Annotated in this window: 21 protein-coding genes; 13 read left to right on the forward strand and 8 right to left on the reverse strand. The window is 44.7% G+C overall.

Going from position 1 to position 19375, the window contains the following annotated elements; all coding sequences use genetic code 11:
* Positions 1 to 104 precede the first annotated feature (104 nt).
* The 3 genes from prpC to AACV20_RS15480 all read right to left on the reverse strand — a co-directional run bounded on the left by prpC (position 105) and on the right by AACV20_RS15480 (position 2979).
* Positions 105 to 1232 (reverse strand): bifunctional 2-methylcitrate synthase/citrate synthase, encoded by a 1128-nt coding sequence (gene prpC, locus AACV20_RS15470; protein WP_170907599.1) that lies wholly within the window; start codon positions 1230 to 1232, stop codon positions 105 to 107.
* Between the two features lie 26 nt (positions 1233 to 1258).
* Positions 1259 to 2155: a methylisocitrate lyase gene (prpB, locus tag AACV20_RS15475; RefSeq protein WP_017046149.1), complete on the reverse strand. Its 897-nt coding sequence runs from the start codon at positions 2153 to 2155 to the stop codon at positions 1259 to 1261.
* Positions 2156 to 2268: 113 nt separating this feature from the next.
* A complete protein-coding gene (locus AACV20_RS15480) occupies positions 2269 to 2979 on the reverse strand; it encodes a GntR family transcriptional regulator (protein ID WP_026028009.1) in 711 nt (236 codons plus the stop codon).
* Between the two features lie 273 nt (positions 2980 to 3252).
* Here AACV20_RS15480 and AACV20_RS15485 point away from each other — a divergent pair, with 273 nt between their 5' ends.
* From AACV20_RS15485 to AACV20_RS15515, 7 genes are all read left to right on the forward strand, one after another.
* Positions 3253 to 4083, forward strand: coding sequence for a hypothetical protein (locus tag AACV20_RS15485; RefSeq protein ID WP_170907600.1), 831 nt, complete (start codon positions 3253 to 3255; stop codon positions 4081 to 4083).
* 250 nt (positions 4084 to 4333) lie between these two features.
* Positions 4334 to 5305 carry a tripartite tricarboxylate transporter substrate binding protein gene (locus tag AACV20_RS15490; RefSeq protein WP_017047673.1) on the forward strand — a complete coding sequence of 324 codons (972 nt, stop codon included), beginning with the start codon at positions 4334 to 4336 and terminating at the stop codon, positions 5303 to 5305.
* A gap of 202 nt (positions 5306 to 5507) precedes the next feature.
* The gene (locus tag AACV20_RS15495; protein WP_170907601.1) at positions 5508 to 6005 is read left to right on the forward strand and encodes a tripartite tricarboxylate transporter TctB family protein; all 498 of its coding nucleotides are present in this window, start codon (positions 5508 to 5510) and stop codon (positions 6003 to 6005) included.
* A gap of 9 nt (positions 6006 to 6014) precedes the next feature.
* Positions 6015 to 7541 carry a tripartite tricarboxylate transporter permease gene (locus AACV20_RS15500; protein ID WP_017046152.1) on the forward strand — a complete coding sequence of 509 codons (1527 nt, stop codon included), beginning with the start codon at positions 6015 to 6017 and terminating at the stop codon, positions 7539 to 7541.
* A gap of 140 nt (positions 7542 to 7681) precedes the next feature.
* Positions 7682 to 8383: a response regulator gene (locus AACV20_RS15505; protein ID WP_013856957.1), complete on the forward strand. Its 702-nt coding sequence runs from the start codon at positions 7682 to 7684 to the stop codon at positions 8381 to 8383.
* Positions 8384 to 8410: 27 nt separating this feature from the next.
* Positions 8411 to 9712 (forward strand): ATP-binding protein, encoded by a 1302-nt coding sequence (locus AACV20_RS15510; RefSeq protein WP_013856958.1) that lies wholly within the window; start codon positions 8411 to 8413, stop codon positions 9710 to 9712.
* 144 nt (positions 9713 to 9856) lie between these two features.
* The gene (locus tag AACV20_RS15515; RefSeq protein WP_017047676.1) at positions 9857 to 10225 is read left to right on the forward strand and encodes a diacylglycerol kinase; all 369 of its coding nucleotides are present in this window, start codon (positions 9857 to 9859) and stop codon (positions 10223 to 10225) included.
* A gap of 104 nt (positions 10226 to 10329) precedes the next feature.
* On the opposite strand, the gene AACV20_RS15520 is transcribed toward AACV20_RS15515, so the two are convergent.
* A complete protein-coding gene (locus AACV20_RS15520) occupies positions 10330 to 11421 on the reverse strand; it encodes an alkene reductase (protein WP_212752622.1) in 1092 nt (363 codons plus the stop codon).
* Between the two features lie 123 nt (positions 11422 to 11544).
* On the opposite strand from AACV20_RS15520, the gene AACV20_RS15525 reads away from it, so the two are divergent.
* Positions 11545 to 12477, forward strand: coding sequence for a LysR family transcriptional regulator (locus AACV20_RS15525; RefSeq protein WP_105976889.1), 933 nt, complete (start codon positions 11545 to 11547; stop codon positions 12475 to 12477).
* A gap of 93 nt (positions 12478 to 12570) precedes the next feature.
* Here the strand turns inward: AACV20_RS15525 and mglC are convergent, their stop codons facing one another.
* The 3 genes from mglC to mglB all read right to left on the reverse strand — a co-directional run bounded on the left by mglC (position 12571) and on the right by mglB (position 16209).
* Positions 12571 to 13578, reverse strand: coding sequence for a galactose/methyl galactoside ABC transporter permease MglC (gene mglC, locus AACV20_RS15530; RefSeq protein ID WP_013856962.1), 1008 nt, complete (start codon positions 13576 to 13578; stop codon positions 12571 to 12573).
* A gap of 10 nt (positions 13579 to 13588) precedes the next feature.
* The gene (gene mglA / locus AACV20_RS15535; protein WP_017046157.1) at positions 13589 to 15097 is read right to left on the reverse strand and encodes a galactose/methyl galactoside ABC transporter ATP-binding protein MglA; all 1509 of its coding nucleotides are present in this window, start codon (positions 15095 to 15097) and stop codon (positions 13589 to 13591) included.
* A gap of 137 nt (positions 15098 to 15234) precedes the next feature.
* Positions 15235 to 16209: a galactose/glucose ABC transporter substrate-binding protein MglB gene (gene mglB, locus AACV20_RS15540; protein WP_026027227.1), complete on the reverse strand. Its 975-nt coding sequence runs from the start codon at positions 16207 to 16209 to the stop codon at positions 15235 to 15237.
* A 551-nt stretch (positions 16210 to 16760) separates the two neighbouring features.
* Here mglB and AACV20_RS15545 point away from each other — a divergent pair.
* Complete coding sequence (locus tag AACV20_RS15545; RefSeq protein ID WP_249929764.1) at positions 16761 to 17246, forward strand: NifB/NifX family molybdenum-iron cluster-binding protein; 486 nt, start codon at positions 16761 to 16763, stop codon at positions 17244 to 17246.
* Entirely contained in the window at positions 17246 to 17449 is a 204-nt protein-coding gene (gene nqrM, locus AACV20_RS15550) for a (Na+)-NQR maturation NqrM (protein WP_013856966.1), read from the forward strand. The genes AACV20_RS15545 and nqrM overlap by 1 nt, the downstream gene beginning before the upstream one ends.
* Here nqrM and AACV20_RS15555 read toward each other — a convergent pair.
* Positions 17446 to 17724 (reverse strand): DUF134 domain-containing protein, encoded by a 279-nt coding sequence (locus tag AACV20_RS15555; protein ID WP_026027228.1) that lies wholly within the window; start codon positions 17722 to 17724, stop codon positions 17446 to 17448. The genes nqrM and AACV20_RS15555 overlap by 4 nt on opposite strands.
* Positions 17725 to 17763: 39 nt before the next feature.
* Between AACV20_RS15555 and AACV20_RS15560 the strand changes: the two genes are divergently transcribed.
* The 3 genes from AACV20_RS15560 (at position 17764) to AACV20_RS15570 (ending at position 19373) form a co-directional block, all read left to right on the forward strand.
* Positions 17764 to 18171, forward strand: coding sequence for a PaaI family thioesterase (locus AACV20_RS15560; RefSeq protein ID WP_017046160.1), 408 nt, complete (start codon positions 17764 to 17766; stop codon positions 18169 to 18171).
* Between the two features lie 104 nt (positions 18172 to 18275).
* Complete coding sequence (locus tag AACV20_RS15565; RefSeq protein ID WP_013856969.1) at positions 18276 to 18572, forward strand: PTS fructose transporter subunit IIB; 297 nt, start codon at positions 18276 to 18278, stop codon at positions 18570 to 18572.
* 6 nt (positions 18573 to 18578) lie between these two features.
* Positions 18579 to 19373: a PTS sugar transporter subunit IIA gene (locus AACV20_RS15570; protein ID WP_170907603.1), complete on the forward strand. Its 795-nt coding sequence runs from the start codon at positions 18579 to 18581 to the stop codon at positions 19371 to 19373.
* The last annotated feature ends 2 nt before the right edge of the window (positions 19374 to 19375 follow it).

Raw genomic sequence — 19375 nt, forward strand, 5'->3', positions numbered from 1 at the left:
AACTGTCTATTCGAAACATTGTCTATTCAAAACATCGTCTAGCGAGCTAGGTTTTACCTACCATCAAACCATACACCAAAGGAGCATGGTTTGATTCCATCCCATTAACGCTGCTCTATTGATATCCACTCTTGATGTTCAGGGCCGTCATAATCGGCACTTGGGCGAATAATTCGGTTATTAGCGCGCTGCTCAAACACATGAGCGGCCCAGCCGGTTAATCGACTCATTACAAAAATAGGGGTAAATAATGGCGTAGGAATGCCCATAAAATGGTAGGCCGAAGCGTGGAAGAAATCCGCATTACAAAATAGGCCTTTCTCACGTTTCATCACCGCTTCAACACGTTCTGATACCGCGTACAAATGCGTATCACCCACCGCTTCAGATAACGCTTTTGACCAACGTTTGATCAATGCGTTACGCGGGTCACTTTCACGATAAATAGCATGGCCAAAACCCATAATTTTGTCTTTATTAGCCAACATTTGCAGAATATTGGCCTCAGCTTCGTCCGGTGTTTGCCAGCGTTCAATCATCGCCATCGCCGCTTCATTGGCTCCACCATGCAACGGGCCACGCAGTGTGCCAATCGCCCCGGTTACGCAAGAGTGAATATCTGACAGCGTAGAAGCACAGACGCGCGCGGCAAACGTTGATGCATTAAACTCATGCTCTGCGTACAGAATCAATGAGCAATGCATCACCTGCTTGTGCAGCTCGCTCGGTGCTTTTCCTGTCAGCATTTTTAAGAAATAGCCACCAATGCATGCTTCGCTTTGATCTTCAGTGTCAATCCGGATGCCTTGGTGGCTGAAACGATACCAATAACAGATAATAGCGGGGAAAAGTGCCAACATCCGTTCGGTCGCACTCAACTGCTCAGCAAAACTGTGCTCGGTTTCAAGGTTGCCTAAAACTGAACAGCCAGTGCGCATTACGTCCATTGGATGTGTACTGGCTGGCAGCAGCTCTAGCGCGGCTTTTAACGGCTGCGGTAAACCTCGTAATCCCATTAAGCGGGTTTTGTACTGGTCAAGTTCACTTTGATTAGGTAAATGGCCAATCAATAACAGATGAGCGACCTCTTCAAACTGTGCATGGTTGGCAAGATCGGTGATGTCATAACCTCGATAAGTTAGACCCGTCCCAGTTTTTCCGACAGTACATAAAGCGGTGACTCCCGCGCTTTGACCGCGCAGACCTGCGCCGCCCAGTGGTGCGTTTGACATGTTGAACTCCTTTTCCTTTGTTTTTATTATTCCTTTGATGAAAAAAGCTCGTCGAGCTTATCTTCGTAATCGTGGTAATTGAGATAGTCATACAGCTCGCTACGGGTTTGCATGCTATCGAGCAAAGCTTGTTGGTTGCCCTGCTCTAATAAATGACGATAGACATTCTCAGCCGCTTTATTCATCGCACGAAACGCACTCAATGGGTAAAGCACCATATCCACTTTCACTTGAGCAAGTTCTGCACATGGGTAGAGCGGCGTCTGCCCAAACTCAGTAATATTGGCTAAAATCGGCACTGACTTACCACAAGCTGCGCTTAGCGCGGTGGAGAAACGATCGTACTGCTCAAGAGTGGTCATCGCTTCGGGGAAAATCATATCGGCTCCGGCCTGCACGCAAGCAATGGCACGTTCAATGGCGCTATCAATGCCTTCCACCGCTAACGCATCGGTGCGCGCCATGATCACAAACTCTGGGTTCACTCGTGCATCTACCGCGGCTTTTACGCGATCAACCATCTCTTGCTGGCTGACGATCGCTTTATTAGGGCGGTGCCCGCAGCGTTTCTGCGCAACTTGATCTTCCATATGCACGGCAGCAGCGCCCGCTTTTTCCATCGCTTTGATAGTGCGAGCAATGCTAAATGCACCGCCAAAACCGGTATCAATATCCACCAACAAAGGCAAATCACACGCATTGGTGATGCGCTCAACATCCACCAGCACGTCATTTAATGTGGTGATACCTAAATCGGGCAAACCATACGAAGCGTTAGCGATGCCACCACCCGACAGATAAATGGCTTGGTGGCCTAAACGTTTGGCCATCATTGCGCAATAGGGATTGATCGTGCCGACAATCTGCAGTGGATCATTTTGTTGAACAGCGAGTCTAAATTTCGCCCCCTGACTTAAGCTCATGAGATTCTCCTAATCAGTCGCTTGGTTATCGCCCTTATTCAAGGCCGCTCTATGCGTGGTTCTTGGTTTGCTTCATTGCAGGCATGATTATTTTCTACCCACAGCCCTGTGGCTTACTCTTTTACTATCTGCTGTTCAATCAAGATTCGACTGCCCGAAATATGGCGTCGCATCAACATCTCAGCCAGTTCTTCATCGCCGTTTTTGATCGCTTGTAGAATGTATTTGTGCTCATCCAACGCCTCCTTCGGACGTGAATGTGAGCGTGGCGATTGATAACGATACATGCGCAGTAAGTGATAGAGCTCATCACACAATAAAGTCACTAATTTATGATTACGGCTGGCTTTGATGATGCGGTAATGAAAGTCAAAATCACCGTGTTGATGAAAATAGGAAGCCCCTTCGACTTGCTCAATATGATTCGAATGTGTCGACAATAATGCCTCTAGCCCTTGTAATTCAGAGGGCGAAATGTTGCGCGCCGCTAACCTTGCCGCCATACCCTCTAACGCTTCGCGTACTGCATAAAGCTCTACCAACTTACCGGGTGACAACTCAATGACTCGCGCGCCCACATGTGAAACACGTTCGATCAACCCCAAGCCTTCCACACGCATTATCGCTTCACGCAGTGGCCCACGGCTGACTTGAAAACGTTTGGCGAGTTCGGGTTCTGAAATCTTGCTGCCCGGTGCTATACGCCCTTCAACAATCGCCTCAATCAGATACTCCGTAAGGTTTTCCGATTTGGTGTTCTCTTTTTCTCGTTCAACAGCGTGTGATTTTGTATCAGTACTGTTTAGTGTTAGTGCACTATTCATCTTGTTATCGCTCACAGGTTGGATTCATGCTGAGACGCAAAGCACTCACACACTTATATGTGTTAACAATCATTAAAACTTATTGTTAAAATAGACCATAAAACCATCGATAATCAATAAAATTGTCGACACATTAGACTAATGTATAAGAAACTTAATGATTAAATTTGAACCAGAAGAAGATAAAACTCTGTGAGCTTGAAAAGAGAAAAGTGTCGATTTCGCAGATAGAATAAGCAGTGCAACCCATTACCGATGACACGGCCGTCACTTATGAATATTTGCAAGAGAATCACGCACTCTCCTTTTGGTTACGCTCTCGCCTGCTCGTTGCTCTTATCTGGATGCATTGCTTACAACAGTAAACCGAAAAATCCGCGCAGCTACCCACTACTGAGTGAGGCGATCTATTCTGAAAATGATCTTTCATTGGCAGACAACCCAAATATTATTCGCACGGCAATAGAGCAGAATCAATCGGTTACGATCAATGACCTCAACGCGCTAACAAACCAGTTACCTATTGTTTTTCCTGAATTAAATTTACACATTGAGCAAGAGCACTCATTTGATGCTCGCTTATTTCAAAGCGCAGTACAGCAACTTGTTGCTCAATTTGCTTGTGAATTGTACAGCAGCCAGCAAATGTCCGATTCGGTTCAAATGTGTGCAAACGATGGCCGTGTAACACCGAACAACTTAGGTTATTTGCCTTTCCAGCAAGGCAAGTATTCGGGTGAGCGCTTAACGGTTCATCGATATTCTCAACCGCAAGGTTCTCAATCGCAAAGTGTAGCTGTTGATCTCTATCTTAAAAGCACATCGGAGCGACCACTGAGTTCAATATGGGGCTCGACGCATACTTTAGGGCGGTTCCATGGATCGCACTTTTCATCGGACAGTGTGGTACTCACCGTCTACTTCGAAGGGCATGTGTTAGATGAGCGTCATCAATGGCAAGCCCAATATCCCGAACCTTTGATCTTTTTCTTGCTGCTGCCCAGTATCACGACCTTACTTCAACAAGGTAATGACGCCTTAGCCGCGCAATTTGCAATGAATAACACCCGATTGCTGCTCGTAGATAGTGAGACAAGACGCTAACGAAGACTCGTCACACAACGCAGCAAAATAACGCCGTGAACTTTATGAACAAAAACGTTTTTATGCCCTATATTGTTTTTATCTACGCATTAGAGACAAACCTGTAACAGGTTATTAACTTAACGTATCTGCATTAGATCATTGATGCAGTCATGATAACAACGATAAGCACCCTATCTCCGCCTGTAGCATTCAGTAACAAACGCTCCAAGGTAAAGATGAAGATGCGCCCTACATAAGGAACGTGAATATGTTTAAGCAGTTCAAACCAACCCTCACTGCATCCATTCTGGCTGCAACCTTTTCTATTAGCAGCTTCGCCGCTGATATTGAGAAACTTCACATTTTAGTACCCGGTGGCGCGGGTGGTGGTTGGGACATGACGGCTCGTGGTACAGGTGATGTACTGATGAAAACCGACATTGTCGGCAATGTGTCTTACCAAAACTTATCCGGTGGCGGTGGTGGTAAAGCGATTGCACACTTAATTGAAACCGCAGACCGCCAAGAAGATACCTTGATGGTCAACTCTACACCGATTGTGGTTCGTTCTTTATCCGGTGTTTTTCCACAATCCTTCCGCGATTTAACACCGATTGCCGCCACCGTTTCTGATTATGGCGCTATCGTTGCTGCGGGCGATTCAAAATACAAAACGTGGGAAGATGCGGTTGCCGATTTCAAAGACAACCCGCGTAAAGTCAAAGTCGCTGGCGGTTCTGCTCGTGGCAGTATGGATCACTTAGTCGCCGCGGCCGCCTTCAAAGGGCAAGGGTTGGATCCAAAAGAAGTTCGCTACATCGCCTATGACGCGGGTGGCAAAGCCATGGCGGCACTGCTTTCTGGTGAAACACAACTGCTTTCAACAGGCTTAGGTGAAGTGCTTGAAATGTCCAAGTCTGGCCAAGTGAAAATTTTGGCGATCACCGCCCCTAAACGTTTGGAATCTGCCCCGAATATTCCAACATTAACTGACTATGGCAACCCAACCGTCTTTGCTAACTGGCGCGGCTTCTTCGCAGCCCCAGGGATCAGCCAAGAGAAGATTGATCAGTGGAACGCAGCATTAGCGAAAATGTACACCACCGATGAATGGAAAATCGTCCGCGACCGCAATGGTTGGATCGATAACTATCAAGCGGATAAAGAGTTTTACGCCTTCTTAGAAGCCCAAGAGAAAGAGATGGGTGATCTGATGCGTGAGCTCGGTTTCCTGAAGTAAGGTCGCTAAGGGGACAGTTCCTTGCCTTGTCCCCGCTAGCAACACTTTTGCCGTGTGCAGTTATGCTCAATACTCCTTTGTTTATCAGGCAAATATGGATAGGAAAACCTCCATACACCTATCCCTTTGCCCTTAGTTAATCAATTCATTAACTCGCTGCTACACGGCTCTTTTCTCCCCTATTTTTACCATGGAGTTGGATATGTCGGATCTGCCAACCAAATTTTTCAGCAAAGAATATTTACTGTGCCGCGATCGCGTTGGCGCGTTGATCTTCCTTGTTTTTAGCCTTTGCTACGGCTATCAAACGACTCAAATACCGATGTTTCCCGGTGATGAATACGAACCGTTTAACGCCCAAACCTTGCCGACTCTGCTGACTTACGCTGGAATTGGCCTCTCTTTGTTGATGCTGGTGTTAGGGCAGCCCGATAAACAAAGCGGCGCGGTATTGCACTTCAACTGGAAATTGTTGATTGATTTTTTAGTGTTGATGGCGCTGTACGGACTTGGTCTAACCTATTTAGGCTTCGTACTGGCCACCAGTTTCTTTCTACTCTCTGGCTTTTATATTTTGGGTGAAAGACGCAAATCAGTGTTATTTGGTGCTTCTTTTCCCTTTGTCATCGCGTTTTATCTGCTGCTTACTCAAGGTTTGGACATCTACCTTGAGCCCGGCGTTATTTTCACACTCTGGTAGGAACTGATTATGTTAGATGGAATTTTACAAGGGCTTTCTACCGCCATGATGCCAATGAACATCTTCATGGTGATTGTGGGCTGTTTCGTTGGTACTTTTATCGGCATGTTACCCGGGCTTGGCCCGATTTCGGCCATCGCGTTGATGATCCCGATCACCTATGGCCTTGAACCATCTTCAGGTTTGATTTTAATGGCCGGCGTTTATTACGGCGCTATTTTTGGCGGCTCCACTTCCTCCATTTTGATTAATGCTCCCGGATGCTCAGCAACCGTGGTCACCGCGTTTGATGGCTACCCCATGGCGCAAAAAGGCCAAGCTGGTAAAGCGTTAGCCATCGCCGCTTACGCCTCTTTTACAGGCGGAACCTTGTCAGCGATTATGCTCTTGGTCGCAGCGCCTGCACTGGCCAGCGTGTCACTGAGTTTTCAATCCTCTGACTATTTTGCGTTGATGCTACTCGGTCTATCGGCGGTCGCCGCCTTTGCTGGAAAAGGACAAGTCCTTAAAGCATGGATGATGGTTGTTCTTGGCTTGATGCTCTCTACCGTTGGTATTGATAAAGGAGTAGGTGTGGAACGCTTTACCTTTGGCTTAACTGATTTAATGGACGGTTTTAGCTTCCTCTTGCTGGCGATGGCGACATTCGCTTTAGGCGAGACATTAATGGGTATTTTAAAACCAGAAAACGACACGCGTACAGATGAACAGAATAAAATCAGCAATTTGGGCAGTATGAAAATCACCAAGGCAGAATTTAAAGAAGCGGCTCCCGTTTCAATTCGTGCTTCCATTTTAGGTTTTTTCACCGGCGTGTTACCCGGCGCTGGCGCAACCATCGCCGCATTTTTGAGTTATGGTATGGAGCGCAGCTTAGCGCCCAAAGATAAAAAAGAAGAGTTCGGTAAAGGCTCTTTGCGTGGGCTTGTTGCACCAGAGTCAGCCAATAACGCCGCCTCTAGCGGATCTTTTGTTCCGCTGTTGACACTCGGCATTCCCGGCTCTGGCACCACAGCGATCATGCTTGGAGCCCTGCTCTCTTACGGCATTCAACCTGGCCCTCGTTTATTTGTTGATCACCCCGATGTCTTTTGGTCTGTCATCATCTCAATGTATCTCGGTAATATTGTACTGATCATCCTTAACTTGCCGCTTATTCCTTATATTTCAAGGCTATTGGCAGTACCAAGAACCGTATTGCTGCCGATGATTTTGTTCTTCTCAATCACCGGTGTTTATTTGGTTTCGTTTAACACTATGGATGTTTACGTGATGTTGATCGTCGCGATGGGAGCGATTGCTCTGCGGTTAGCCAACTTCCCACTGGCACCGCTGCTGCTTGGTTTTATTTTGGGTGGATTAATGGAAGAGAACCTTCGCCGCGCGTTGATGATCAGCGATGGGGAGTTAAGCTTCTTGTGGGAACGTCCGATCACTTTCGTGTTTACCGTGCTTGCAGTTGTGATGTTGACTAGCCCACTTGTGGTGATGCTGGCGAACAAACTTCGCTCTTCACCAACCAAAGCAGTTGAATAACAAGAAATTGTATCAATAGAAACTCATCCAACCATACAAAGACCTAGCGAAAATGCTGGGTCTTTGCTTTACTATGCACTTCAAATTTTTCCAATGTCAGCGATTGTCATGTCGTTCATCGTACCTATCTAGGAGTCTCCATGACGGATAGACACTCTTTAATCATCGTTGAAGATGATCTAAAACTCAGAGAAATGTTAACAGAATACTTTGAAAGTCAAGATATTAGCGTCATTGCTCTTGCTGAAGGTGCCAAAGCGAGCGCGGTCATTTTAGAGCAACAACCAGATATCGTGTTACTGGATTTAATGCTACCCGGTGAAGATGGGCTGACAATTTGTAGACAGATCCGTCCTATGTACAACGGTAAGATATTGATGCTAACCGCCAGTGATGACGATTTTGATCACGTTGCAGCACTGGAAATTGGTGCCGATGATTTTGTGACAAAGCCGATTAAACCACGCGTCTTGCTTGCAAGAATGCGTATGCTACTGCGCAGAGTCGACAACGAACCAATTCAAACCGCGAAAACCGTGCTTGAATTTGGGGCCTTGTCTCTCAATCAATCTCGACATCTGTGTGAAATGAATGGTGAGGCCGTAGCGATGACCGACAGCGAATTCGACTTGCTGTGGCTACTGGCATCAACACCAGATCAAGTCCTATCACGGGATGTATTAACCAAAGCGTTACGCGGGATTGAATACGATGGGCTTGATAGAACCGTCGATAACAAGATTGTCATTTTGCGTAAAAAACTCGGTGATGATTCTTCCACACCGAAACGCATTATTACGGTCCGAGGGAAAGGATACCTTTTTGTACCAGACACGTGGTAATGACCACGTATTTTAGAAGAAACCTGTATGCGTCGTATCTACGTTGAATCTTTTGTTGGTTTATTGCTCTTTTTTTTAGCGACACTCATTACCATTGAACTGGTCGTTTACCAGCTTGGTACTGACTACGATTACGTACTTGAAGATTATCAAGCTGAAGCATTTCATGACTTGGTCACTCGTATTTATCAGCATGAAGGTGAAGCTAACACCTTAAATGTACTCAAAGAATATGCCGATAAAACGCGACAACTGATAGAGACGCATACTGAAAAGACCTTACCTTCAGATGTGCGAGCGTTTTTCTTTACTACCGCCCCCAATGCCTACACTTACTACGATGATGACCGTTTTTTATGGTTGCGCCTTACATCCACCTCACCAATTTACAGCTTTAAACCCGATGAAGAATCACCACTGAGGCAAGCCATTTTCTTCGCAGATAATCTCTCACTTTTGCTGCTTGTCGTCGGCTTTGCACTGTACTGTGTGTTGCTGATCTGGTTCATCAGTCGGCGAGTGCGTGAATTGGAAAAAGTGACCTTAGCCTTTGCCGCTGGTGATCTAACCGCTCGAGCCTCCATCAAAAGCGGCGATAAAGTCGGCTCTTTAAACAAAAGCTTTAACTACATGGCGAGCAAAATTTCCGCTTTGGTGCTCAGCAATAAAGCGCTGAGTAATGCCGTGGCTCATGAGTTACGCACCCCTATCTTTCGGATCCAATGGCAAGCAGAAATGTTGGCCGATGAATCTCTGACACCAAAACAAGCGGCGAAAGTCGCCAGTATCATCGAAGATACCGAAGAGATGGAAACGATGGTCGATGAACTTCTTTACTACGCGAAAGTTGAAAGGCCAGAAAACGAACTCAATATGCAGACAATTCAGCTCAATTACTGGCTCGAACCGATACTAGATAAATGGCGCAGCAACAGCGTAGTCGAGATCCAGTTGCTGCCATTAGCACAAGTCGCCACTTTACAGGTCGATCCATACCTTCTCAAAAGAGCTCTGGATAATTTATTGGGTAATGCTCAGAAATACGCCAAAAGCAAAATAGCCGTTGAAACCTCCGTGATCAACGCAGGTCAAGCAGTGCAAATTGATATCCATGATGATGGAGAAGGGATTGACCCGCAGCACTGGCCATTCATTTTTGATGCTTTTTACAGCGCGGATCTCTCACGTGGAGAGCGACAATCAGGCTTCGGATTAGGCTTGGCCATCGTCAAACAGATCGTTTTACGCCACAACGGCCAAGTATCGGTGGCTAAAAGTGTGTTCGGAGGCGCTTGCTTTACTCTTGTACTACCCGTGGTGGGCGTTTAATATCAGGCCACTTAAGAGAATCAGTGAACTGACGTCATTGATTCTCTTTTTTAACATGAGGGTGCGGGGCGAAGCTATTTTACGTCTACACGTAATTCACTCATGCCCATTGTCATAGTTATTCATTATTAGGTTGTTCATTTTATGAAACCAGGTCGTACGGGTATAAAGCGTCTGTTTTATGCCACAGGTTATTCAATACAAGGGCTGAAAGCCGCGTGGCTAAACGAAGCCGCTATTCGACAAGAAACTGTCACTTCAATTTTGTTGATTACCATTACTTTCTTTTTGCCTGTCACTAAAATTGAGCAAATCATGATGATTGGTTGCTTAGTCTTAGTTGTGATTGTGGAGTTGATGAATTCCGCCGTGGAAGCCGTGGTTGACCGCGTCGGTAGCGAATGGCACGAACTCAGTGGCCGCGCCAAAGACATCGGTTCAGCTGCCGTACTGATCGCGTTGATATTTTCAGCATTCACATGGATGTTTATTCTGTGGCCTTATTACCTTTAGCGTATCATTTTGGCGCGCGTTAATGGCTCATTGTTTTATAACGGCCAACCAGCTGTAAAAAAGCCAGCAGAATCATAGAACAAACGACTGCTGGCTATGTCGATTTAGGAATGGTTTGGATAATCTGTATATCCCTTAGTACCTCCACCAAATAAGCAACTTGGATCAAATGCCGATAATGTACGGTTCATTTTCAAACGCTCGACTAAGTCTGGATTCGCAATAAAGGGACGCCCAAATGCGACTAAGTCAGCGTAGCCATTTTCCAAGATTTGGTTTGCTCGCTCAACGTCATATCGGCCTGCAACAATAATGGTATTGGTGAACAGCTCACGTAAATGTCGGCGAAAATCTTCAGGGATTTGTGGAGCATCATCCCAATCAGCTTCTGACAAATGCAGATACGCAATACCGAGTTTCTGTAATTGCTCCGCCGCTTGCAAAATCGTTGGGACGATATCTGGGCAGTTCATATCTTTAAATGTGATGTAAGGCGCCAAGCGAACTCCAACTTTGTCAGCACCAACCTTATCAATGATTGCACTCACAACTTCCATAAGAAAACGTAAGCGGTTTTCTCTGCTGCCACCATATTGATCAGTGCGATGATTCGAATTGGTTCGCAAAAACTGATCGATCAAATAGCCATTACCACCATGAATTTCGACGCCATCAAAGCCAGCCGCAATCGCATTGTGTGCAGCATTAGCAAAATCGCGTACCACTTGGTTAATCTCTTGCAATGTCATTGCTCTTGGTTCAACGCATTCCATCATCTCACCGGCACTCCCCGGCTGTGCAATCCAGACTTTGGTATCGACTGGAGCAATAGCTGAAGGAGCCATCGGCTTTTGACCTTGTTGAAAAACAGGATGCGATACTCGCCCTACATGCCATAACTGATTCACTATTTTTCCTCCGCGGTCATGCACGGCTTGAGTGACCTGCTGCCAACCCACAATTTGTTCTGGCGTGTATATGCCAGGAGTAAATGAGTATCCTTGGCTATCGTCTGATATTTGTGTTGCTTCAGTAATAATCAAACCAGCACTCGCTCGCTGAGCATAATATTGCGCCATGATGTCGTTGGGAACATTACCCGGTTGACTTGTCCGAGCACGCGTCATCGGGGCCATTACCAGCCGGTTATTCAAAGAAAGTGGACCGATTTGTATCGGGAAAAATAAGCTACTCATCATTCAATCGCTCTGTATTGGGTTGTTATCCATAGGCTATAACAAAAGAATCACTAAATAATCTAGCTATAATTAAAAAGAGTATTTAGGATTACTTAACAATAACTGCGATATAGAATCTTAATGAACAAATTATTGAACATGGAGGTCTTTGTTGCCATTGTTGAGCAACAAGGGTTGGCGGCCGCCGCAAAAGCCATCAATATGTCCGCCGCTTCAGTCACACTAAAACTGCAAGAGCTTGAACGCCACTATGGCGTGAAATTGCTGCAAAGAACCACACGTAAAATTGCATTGACGGAAGCCGGCGAACGTTTCTATCCATTATGTTTACAAACCTTAGCCAACATCACTGAAGTCGAGTCTTCGCTATTCGCCGAGAAAACACACTTGGAAGGCAATATAAAAATTTCAGCACCCAAAGATCTCGGGCGACAACATTTGCTGCCACTGCTCGACTCCTTCTTAGCAAGACATCCTAAAATTGTGCCTCAGATTACCTTTAGTGACAGTGTGTTAGGGATATATGAAACAAAACTTGATTTGGTATTGCGTTACGGCACACTCAAAGATAGTCAATTGGTTTCCAGAAAATTAGCAACAAGTCGCCGCGTTCTTTGTGCCTCACCCGCATATTTAGCGTGTCATGGTCAACCGACGCACCCAGAGGATCTCAAACAGCATGCTTGCTTGGGTATGCTACGCAAAAGTGAATCATTAACGCGTTGGTCTTTTCTTAAAGGAGATGTCGTTCAAGATATTCTGATCAAACCATCACGTTTGTCTAATGATGGCGAAGTGATTCGTCAGTGGGCACTCGAAGGCGCAGGTATTGCACTCAAATCACAACTCGATATTCAACCCGACCTCAATGCTGGGAAACTCGTTCTTCTCTTGGAAGATTATCGGCAAAGTTTTAGTTCACACGCTCTGGCCACAGGATCGGACTTGCATCTGCTCTATCCCAATCGTGATCACCAACCGTCACGTATCAAAATATTGATCGAGGAGATTGTGCGCTATTTTGAAAAACGTACGCTTCCTAATGAGCAATAGTAAAAGAGCGCCGATAAAAGCGCTCTTTGTTTATTTTATTTCGACAATTTTCGGCGATTAAATGTCGAAAATTGTATTTTTGCTCTTAGGCGGTTATTTCTTATTCGCGTACTTCATTGAGTCCAACGCGACAGCGAAAATAATAATGCCGCCTTTAATGATGTACTGCCAGTAAGGGCTCACGCCAATGTAGGTCATACCATAGTTGATAACAGTGAAGATAAGCACACCCGTGACCACACCCGCAATACTTCCGACACCGCCAGCAAATGACACGCCACCCACAACACAGGCTGCAATCGCATCCAACTCGTACAGGAAGCCAAGGTTATTGGTCGCACTGCCGATACGGCCAGCTTCCAACATACCGCCAAACGCATAGAACACACCCGATAAAGCATACACTTTCAGTAGCGTCAATGGCACATTAACACCAGAAACTTTTGCAGCTTCTGGGTTACCACCGACCGCGAAAATGTTCTTACCAAAAACGGTCTTATTCCACAAAATCCATGTAAAGATAATCGCGATAATGGCGTAGAAGGTTATGTACGAAAATCTAAAATCTCCAAATCGAATAAAACCTTGAGTGAATGAAGAGAAACGCTCATCAAAACCTGCAATTGGAGATGCACCCACCGAATCGTAGTAGAGAGAGTTAATCCCGTAGACGATGATCATGGTGCCTAATGTGGCGATAAACGGCGTTACTTTTAAATAAGCAACAATCACACCGTTCACTAAGCCGATGATCGCGCCGATCGCGCACACACAAAGAATCACAGCCACAATCGGCACGTCACCAATGCTGGGGAATACTTTGTTGACGTTATCAATTGATTGTAAAAGTGTTGCCGAAATTACAGCGGCTAAACCCACTTGACGTCCAGCAGAAAGGTCGGTTCCTTGCGTTACAATCAGCCCCGCCACACCCAATGCAATAATAACGCGCACTGAAGATTGCGTTAATATATTACTAAAGTTGCGTAAACTTAAAAATGATGGCTCCTGAATAATAATAATTGCCAGAAGAATAAATAGAACCGCATAGATCGCACCTTCCTTTAGGTGCTTCATTGCAAATGTTTTAACTGAATCCATAATAATTTCCCTAGAGGTAACGAGAGGCCAGCTCTAATATTTCATTCTGTGAAGTGTCTTTAGTATTAACGATTCCCGCAGCTCGGCCATTACTCATCACCAATATTCTATCGGTAATGCCTAACAACTCTGGCATTTCGGAAGAGATAATAATAATCCCTTTATTCTTTTTCGCTAATTCCAATATCAATTGATAAATTTCAAACTTTGCTCCGACATCAATACCCCGAGTTGGCTCATCAAGCATTAATATTTCTGGCTGAGTTAACAACCAACGGCCAATAATGACTTTCTGCTGATTACCACCAGACAAAGAACCGATTGATGTTTCATGAGAAGGTGTTTTTACACTCATGGAGTCAATTACCCACTGTGTATCACTCCTCATTTTTTTATTACTCAGTAAACCTAATTTGGTTTTGTATTCATCCACATTGGCAACCAAAGAGTTAAAGGTAATATCTAAATTACTGTAAATGCCGGTTGAACGACGCTCTTCTGTCACCAACGCAAAACCACTATTGATCGCTTCATGTGCATCACGGTTTTTCATCTCTCGGCCATGTAAGATAATGTGGCCGTTACTACGCTCACGAACCCCAAAAATGGTTTCCACAATATCAGTGCGTCTTGAACCGACGAGCCCAGCCACACCTAAGATTTCACCTTCTCTGAGATCAAACGAAATATCCTGAATAGAGGGTTGGTTCAGTGCTGTTAAATTTTTGATTTCGAGGATAATTTCTTTTGGCACATTGGTCTTTGTGGGAAAGCGCTGTGTTAATTCACGGCCAACCATCATCGAAATGATTTTGTCCATATCGAGCCCTTTCAACGGCCTCGTATCAACCCATTGCCCATCACGCAAGATGGTTATCTCATCACAAATAGTAAATATTTCTTCCATTTTGTGAGAGATGTACACCACGCCACAGCCTTTTTCTTTCAACTTGTTAATGATAGTAAAAAGATGCGATACCTCTTTTTCAGTCAAAGAGGACGTGGGTTCATCCATGATCACAATGCGCGCGTTGTAAGAAAACGCTTTCGCTATTTCGACCATCTGCCTTTGTGATACCGATAATTTAGCCACTTTAATTTTCGGGTCTATATCAATATCGAGTTCATCAAAGATCTCTTTGGTATCGCGATACATTTTATCGTGATCGACAAAGAGTCCTTTCTTTGGGTAACGCCCTAGCCAAATATTATCCATTACAGAACATTGTAATACTTGGTTAAGCTCTTGGTGGACCATGGAAACACCCGCTTCCAAAGCTTGCTTAGACGATTGAAAATTCACATGTTCGCCTAAAAATATAATATCACCTTCGTTTTTATCATAAATTCCAAAAAGGCATTTTAATAGCGTCGACTTACCTGCACCATTCTCTCCCATTAACGCATGAATAGAGTGTGGTCGAACTTTCAAATTAACTTTATCTAATGCCTTAACCCCGGGAAACTCTTTACTCACTCCTGTCATTTCTAACAGAAATTCATGCTCTTGATTTACCATGGCATCACTTATTTATTCTTTGATTAATACCATTCAATATTAAATAAAATTTAATCAGCAATTATTTATTATTGATTGTATAAACACCCTATAAGTTAGGGAGTAAAGGGGGAATGACTTCCCCCTTGAACTTTAGGTTACTCGAGTGTCGATTTATCCACACCAACATAAGGAACACGAACAATCTTATTGGCCATTTCCCATTGAGTGCCTTCGGTTGCAGCTTTGCCGTTGGCTAAATTACGTGCAAGTTCAAATGTCGCTTTCGCTTGTGAATCTGCATCATTAAGCACAGTGCCTGCCATGTCGCCAGATTTAACTAATGCTAATGCTTCTGCTAACGCATCAACACCGAATACTGGTACTTTCGCACCCGCACCACGTAACGCTTCAATCGCACCCATCGCCATACCATCATTATTGGCAATCACGACTTCGATTTTGCTACCGTTGGGGCCAGATAACCAAGCATCCATTTTATCTTTCGCCATGGCGGTATCCCACATACCTGTATCCATGTGTAGCTCTTCTGTTTTGATGCCATTTTCGTTAATGGTTTTCACAGAATAAGAAGTACGAGCTTCCGCATCTGGGTGACCTGGTTCGCCTTTCAGCATTACATACTGCAGTACACCGTCACCGTTTTTATCCCAAGCAGGATTGGCTTTCCAGTGTTGCGCAATGAGATCGCCTTGGATGATGCCCGACTCTTTTGAATCTGTACCCACATAATAGGCTTTGTCATATGAAGCGAGCGCTTTAGCACTCGGTTCTTTGTTGTAAAAAACGATAGGAACATCATCCATTTTCGCTTTTTGAATAATACTTGGTGCAGCTGCAGGGTCGACAAGGTTGATCGCCAGTGCTTTCACGCCACGAGCCAACATGACATCCACTTGGTCATTTTGCATTGATTGGCTGTTTTGTGAGTCATTCATCAAAACCTTGGTGTTGCCGTCATTATTTGCCTGTTTTTCAATCGCTTGGCGAACAACTGACATAAAGTTATCATCGTACTTATAAACGGTCACACCGATCGTTGTGTCAGCCATGACTTGAGTGCCGAAACTCATACCAGCCGCAAGCATGGCTAAAGTAGTTAACTTTCTCATTGAACAAGTCCTATTTGTTAGTGTTGTTATTACGTTGTGTAGGGGGAGAAACGTTAACTCTGAGAAACAGCAGTGAAAACGTTTACCTTTCAAAGTATAGTAGTAAAACAAACAATTAATGTGAACCAGTTAAAATTTCAGTTTTGAAATCGCATTTTCATGCAGTTTCTTGTGAATAGTTTGATAACTATTGCAAAACTAAGTAATCATACGTAACGCAATGTAACATCGAGACCTATTTCTCTTTTTAAAAGTGCGATCCACCACGAAAGAGATCATACCTCTCAAAACACTAAGTGTTAACGTTTACACTTGCGAGTTTCCAATATGCAATAGATTTAATTTTCATTTGACCGCTCACAAAGTGTAGGTGAGGCTTGTTACATACGCCTGCAATTTATTCGCGTATTTTTACGCCATATCGGGTCTCGATTTACCAAACAGCACCACGACTTTTAATTAATGAACTCTTAAATTGTCATTTTTATTATTGGCATATGCCAATAATAGGATGTATTTTAAATACAAGAACCCGATAAACTTTAGGAGCCATGATGATTTATGCCATCCCTTGTGATCAAAACTCGCCTTTTAATCACTTTGCCAAAGCGCCTCAATTGATGATTGTGGACGATACCGCCGCCACTAGCCAGCGTATTGACGTTACGAAAACCGAGGGCAGTTGTGGCCACAAAAAACAGCTACTTGCACTGCTAAGAGAGAATAGAGTGGACGCTGTTATCGTCCGCAATATCGGACAAAATATGTTAGCAGCAATTTTAGAAAAGAAGATTGAGGTATATTACGCACCAAGAGGCAGCCAATTAACATCACTTCATCCAAACCATCTTCTGCCCGTCACCGACGTCTCTTTTGGCAAGCCTTCAGCCAATAAATCGAAGAAACGTTGTGCTAGTCAATGTGGATCGAAGAAAGTGGGTAAACATAACAAACTGGCACCCAGAATGCTGTCACCAACTACCATAGAAGCGTTGAAGAAAGTGCTGAAAGTAAAAGCGATTGTCGAGGGAAAATAATGACTTATGTTATAACCTTTGCGTTTTTCATTGGCATTATTGTCTTGATGGCGATCGGTGTTTTGTTTCGCCGCCGCTCGCTGCAAGGCAGTTGTGGTGGATTAGCAAATATCGATATTGAAAGAGAATGTAACTGCGTAGACGTTTGTGATGAGCATCAGAAGGTGTTGTATCAAATTCAAGAACCTGATCACGAGCGTTAGCGCTCAACCAACATCAACGCATGACCTTCCACCAAGCAAGTCGCGACTTTCGCTCTTGCTTGGTTAACGATATTACCAAAGGTTTGTCGCGATATGCCCATCTGCGTGGCCGCTTGCAATTGACTAAGCCCCTCTTTATCAGCCAAACGCAACGCTTCAAGTTCTTCTGGCAGTAAATCTACTGTGTTCAATTCAGATAATTTGACACCGTTGGGTTTGAAGCATGCATACGCCGCTTGACCACAAACACGACGAATTTTTTTGGGTCTTGCCATTTTCTTCTCCTAATCATTTAAAAACAGTTTGGTGAACTTATGAACATTCAACCTCCCATACAACATTGCCACTGCGCGGTTTGTTGTGCCCCGTTCTTTTCTGAAACGCACACACTGCAATTTAACCAAACAGAAACGGGGAGCGTATGCGCACAGATTGTAGCAACAGAAAAGATGCAAGGCTATCAAGGGGTTATGCAGGGTGGACTTATCAGCACCTTACATGACGCTGCCATGACGCATTGTCTGTTTGCACAGTGCATTTATGCGATGACGGCAGAGCTAAACGTACGTTATCTGCACCCTATTCCACTGAATGTACCGTTACAAGTCGAAGCGCATCTTATCAAACAAAAACGTCACATTTACTATCTGTGCAGCACCATTTTTTATGATGGGCTTCCCTATTCTACGGCCAGTGCAAAGTTTATGTGCAAAGCCGAGTAGCCTGAGTGCTACAGCCATTAGGGTGCTGGCTTAGCGTAAACTTCGGTTGAGTCACGCTTTCATCCTCCTTATACTCACTCATCATTTCTCTATTATCTTTCGTTATGAAAATTATCGCAGTAACCGCTTGTCCAACAGGCATCGCGCACACCTATATGGCCGCAGACGCACTCAAAAAAGAAGCGAATAAGCGTAATATCTCAATCAAAGTCGAAACCCAAGGCGCAATGGGTGTCGAGAACCCACTGACAGTGGCAGATATTGTCAACGCGGATCTGATCCTCATCGCTTCAGATATCGACATTGAACAGCGTGAACGTTTTGTTGGTTGCAAAACGGTTCAGGTGTCCATTGAAGAAGTGTTGACGAACGTGCAATCTGTTTTAGATCGTCATTTGTAACCGCCGATGATCACAACGCGCATCACGTTTGTTTTAAAAGCAGGCGGTCTAGTCAGCTGGCAATTAAATGAATTGAAAGATCTCAACCGCCATTTTCGCTCGGTGGTGGTGCTGTTTAACATCACGCGTGACAACAAGGCAATGCTTAACCATACACTGCAAGTGTTAAGCCTTGGTTCAAACCCGGGAGATGTATGCCAAATTGCCATTGAAGGGCTCGATGCCGAGTTGGCCTGTATGGTGATGACAGAGTATTTGCGCGAGCACACACTGCTTATTTCAACATCACACAAACAAAATGCTAAAGCGGAATTGGCGTTCGCCACCCACCTAGCTTTTCAACTGCCTTTTTCGCTACAGTGGCATTACGCCACATTAGGCTCAGTGGTTAGCAAATCAGAGGCACTCGACACGATTGCTAAGCAGATCATGCCCGCACATTGCCATGATATTTTGCATGCGCTGGAAAAAAGAGAAGCCATCTCCCCGACCATTATTGGCCGTGGAATAGCGCTACCCCATATCATTCACGCACGAGTTACCCAGCCAACACTGGCGGTTCACTGGTTAGCAAACCCGCTATCATGGTCAGAAAAATCCGGCGATGTGTCGCTGATCATCACCTTATTACTGCCGACATCAGCGCCGCGAACCGTGATTAAACCGGTCACGCAGTTAACTCGTTGGTTGCTGGAAGAGGAACATCGTCAATGGCTACTTACGGCAAAAAGAGAAGAAACCCTTAAAGCCATTTTGCTGCACGTGATGGCTAAGCCGTGCGACCCAATACAAAATGAATAGCT

Origin of the sequence: Vibrio sp. B4-6, from assembly GCF_963888245.1 — a bacterium.
Taxonomy (GTDB): Bacteria; Pseudomonadota; Gammaproteobacteria; order Enterobacterales; family Vibrionaceae; genus Vibrio; species Vibrio anguillarum.

What these genes read in the sequence shown, in the direction of transcription:
- mglB (WP_026027227.1), bottom strand. Translation starts at nt 16,209, where the DNA reads ATGAGAAAGTTAACTACTTTAGCCATGCTTGCGGCTGGTATGAGTTTC.
- AACV20_RS15505 (WP_013856957.1), top strand. Translation starts at nt 7,682, where the DNA reads ATGACGGATAGACACTCTTTAATCATCGTTGAAGATGATCTAAAACTC.
- mglA (WP_017046157.1), bottom strand. Translation starts at nt 15,097, where the DNA reads ATGGTAAATCAAGAGCATGAATTTCTGTTAGAAATGACAGGAGTGAGT.
- AACV20_RS15485 (WP_170907600.1), top strand. Translation starts at nt 3,253, where the DNA reads ATGAATATTTGCAAGAGAATCACGCACTCTCCTTTTGGTTACGCTCTC.
- AACV20_RS15495 (WP_170907601.1), top strand. Translation starts at nt 5,508, where the DNA reads ATGTCGGATCTGCCAACCAAATTTTTCAGCAAAGAATATTTACTGTGC.
- nqrM (WP_013856966.1), top strand. Translation starts at nt 17,246, where the DNA reads ATGACTTATGTTATAACCTTTGCGTTTTTCATTGGCATTATTGTCTTG.
- AACV20_RS15565 (WP_013856969.1), top strand. Translation starts at nt 18,276, where the DNA reads ATGAAAATTATCGCAGTAACCGCTTGTCCAACAGGCATCGCGCACACC.
- AACV20_RS15525 (WP_105976889.1), top strand. Translation starts at nt 11,545, where the DNA reads ATGAACAAATTATTGAACATGGAGGTCTTTGTTGCCATTGTTGAGCAA.
- prpB (WP_017046149.1), bottom strand. Translation starts at nt 2,155, where the DNA reads ATGAGCTTAAGTCAGGGGGCGAAATTTAGACTCGCTGTTCAACAAAAT.
- AACV20_RS15490 (WP_017047673.1), top strand. Translation starts at nt 4,334, where the DNA reads ATGTTTAAGCAGTTCAAACCAACCCTCACTGCATCCATTCTGGCTGCA.
- AACV20_RS15480 (WP_026028009.1), bottom strand. Translation starts at nt 2,979, where the DNA reads ATGAATAGTGCACTAACACTAAACAGTACTGATACAAAATCACACGCT.
- AACV20_RS15500 (WP_017046152.1), top strand. Translation starts at nt 6,015, where the DNA reads ATGTTAGATGGAATTTTACAAGGGCTTTCTACCGCCATGATGCCAATG.
- AACV20_RS15555 (WP_026027228.1), bottom strand. Translation starts at nt 17,724, where the DNA reads ATGGCAAGACCCAAAAAAATTCGTCGTGTTTGTGGTCAAGCGGCGTAT.
- AACV20_RS15515 (WP_017047676.1), top strand. Translation starts at nt 9,857, where the DNA reads ATGAAACCAGGTCGTACGGGTATAAAGCGTCTGTTTTATGCCACAGGT.
- AACV20_RS15545 (WP_249929764.1), top strand. Translation starts at nt 16,761, where the DNA reads ATGATGATTTATGCCATCCCTTGTGATCAAAACTCGCCTTTTAATCAC.
- AACV20_RS15560 (WP_017046160.1), top strand. Translation starts at nt 17,764, where the DNA reads ATGAACATTCAACCTCCCATACAACATTGCCACTGCGCGGTTTGTTGT.
- prpC (WP_170907599.1), bottom strand. Translation starts at nt 1,232, where the DNA reads ATGTCAAACGCACCACTGGGCGGCGCAGGTCTGCGCGGTCAAAGCGCG.
- AACV20_RS15520 (WP_212752622.1), bottom strand. Translation starts at nt 11,421, where the DNA reads ATGAGTAGCTTATTTTTCCCGATACAAATCGGTCCACTTTCTTTGAAT.
- mglC (WP_013856962.1), bottom strand. Translation starts at nt 13,578, where the DNA reads ATGGATTCAGTTAAAACATTTGCAATGAAGCACCTAAAGGAAGGTGCG.
- AACV20_RS15570 (WP_170907603.1), top strand. Translation starts at nt 18,579, where the DNA reads ATGATCACAACGCGCATCACGTTTGTTTTAAAAGCAGGCGGTCTAGTC.
- AACV20_RS15510 (WP_013856958.1), top strand. Translation starts at nt 8,411, where the DNA reads ATGCGTCGTATCTACGTTGAATCTTTTGTTGGTTTATTGCTCTTTTTT.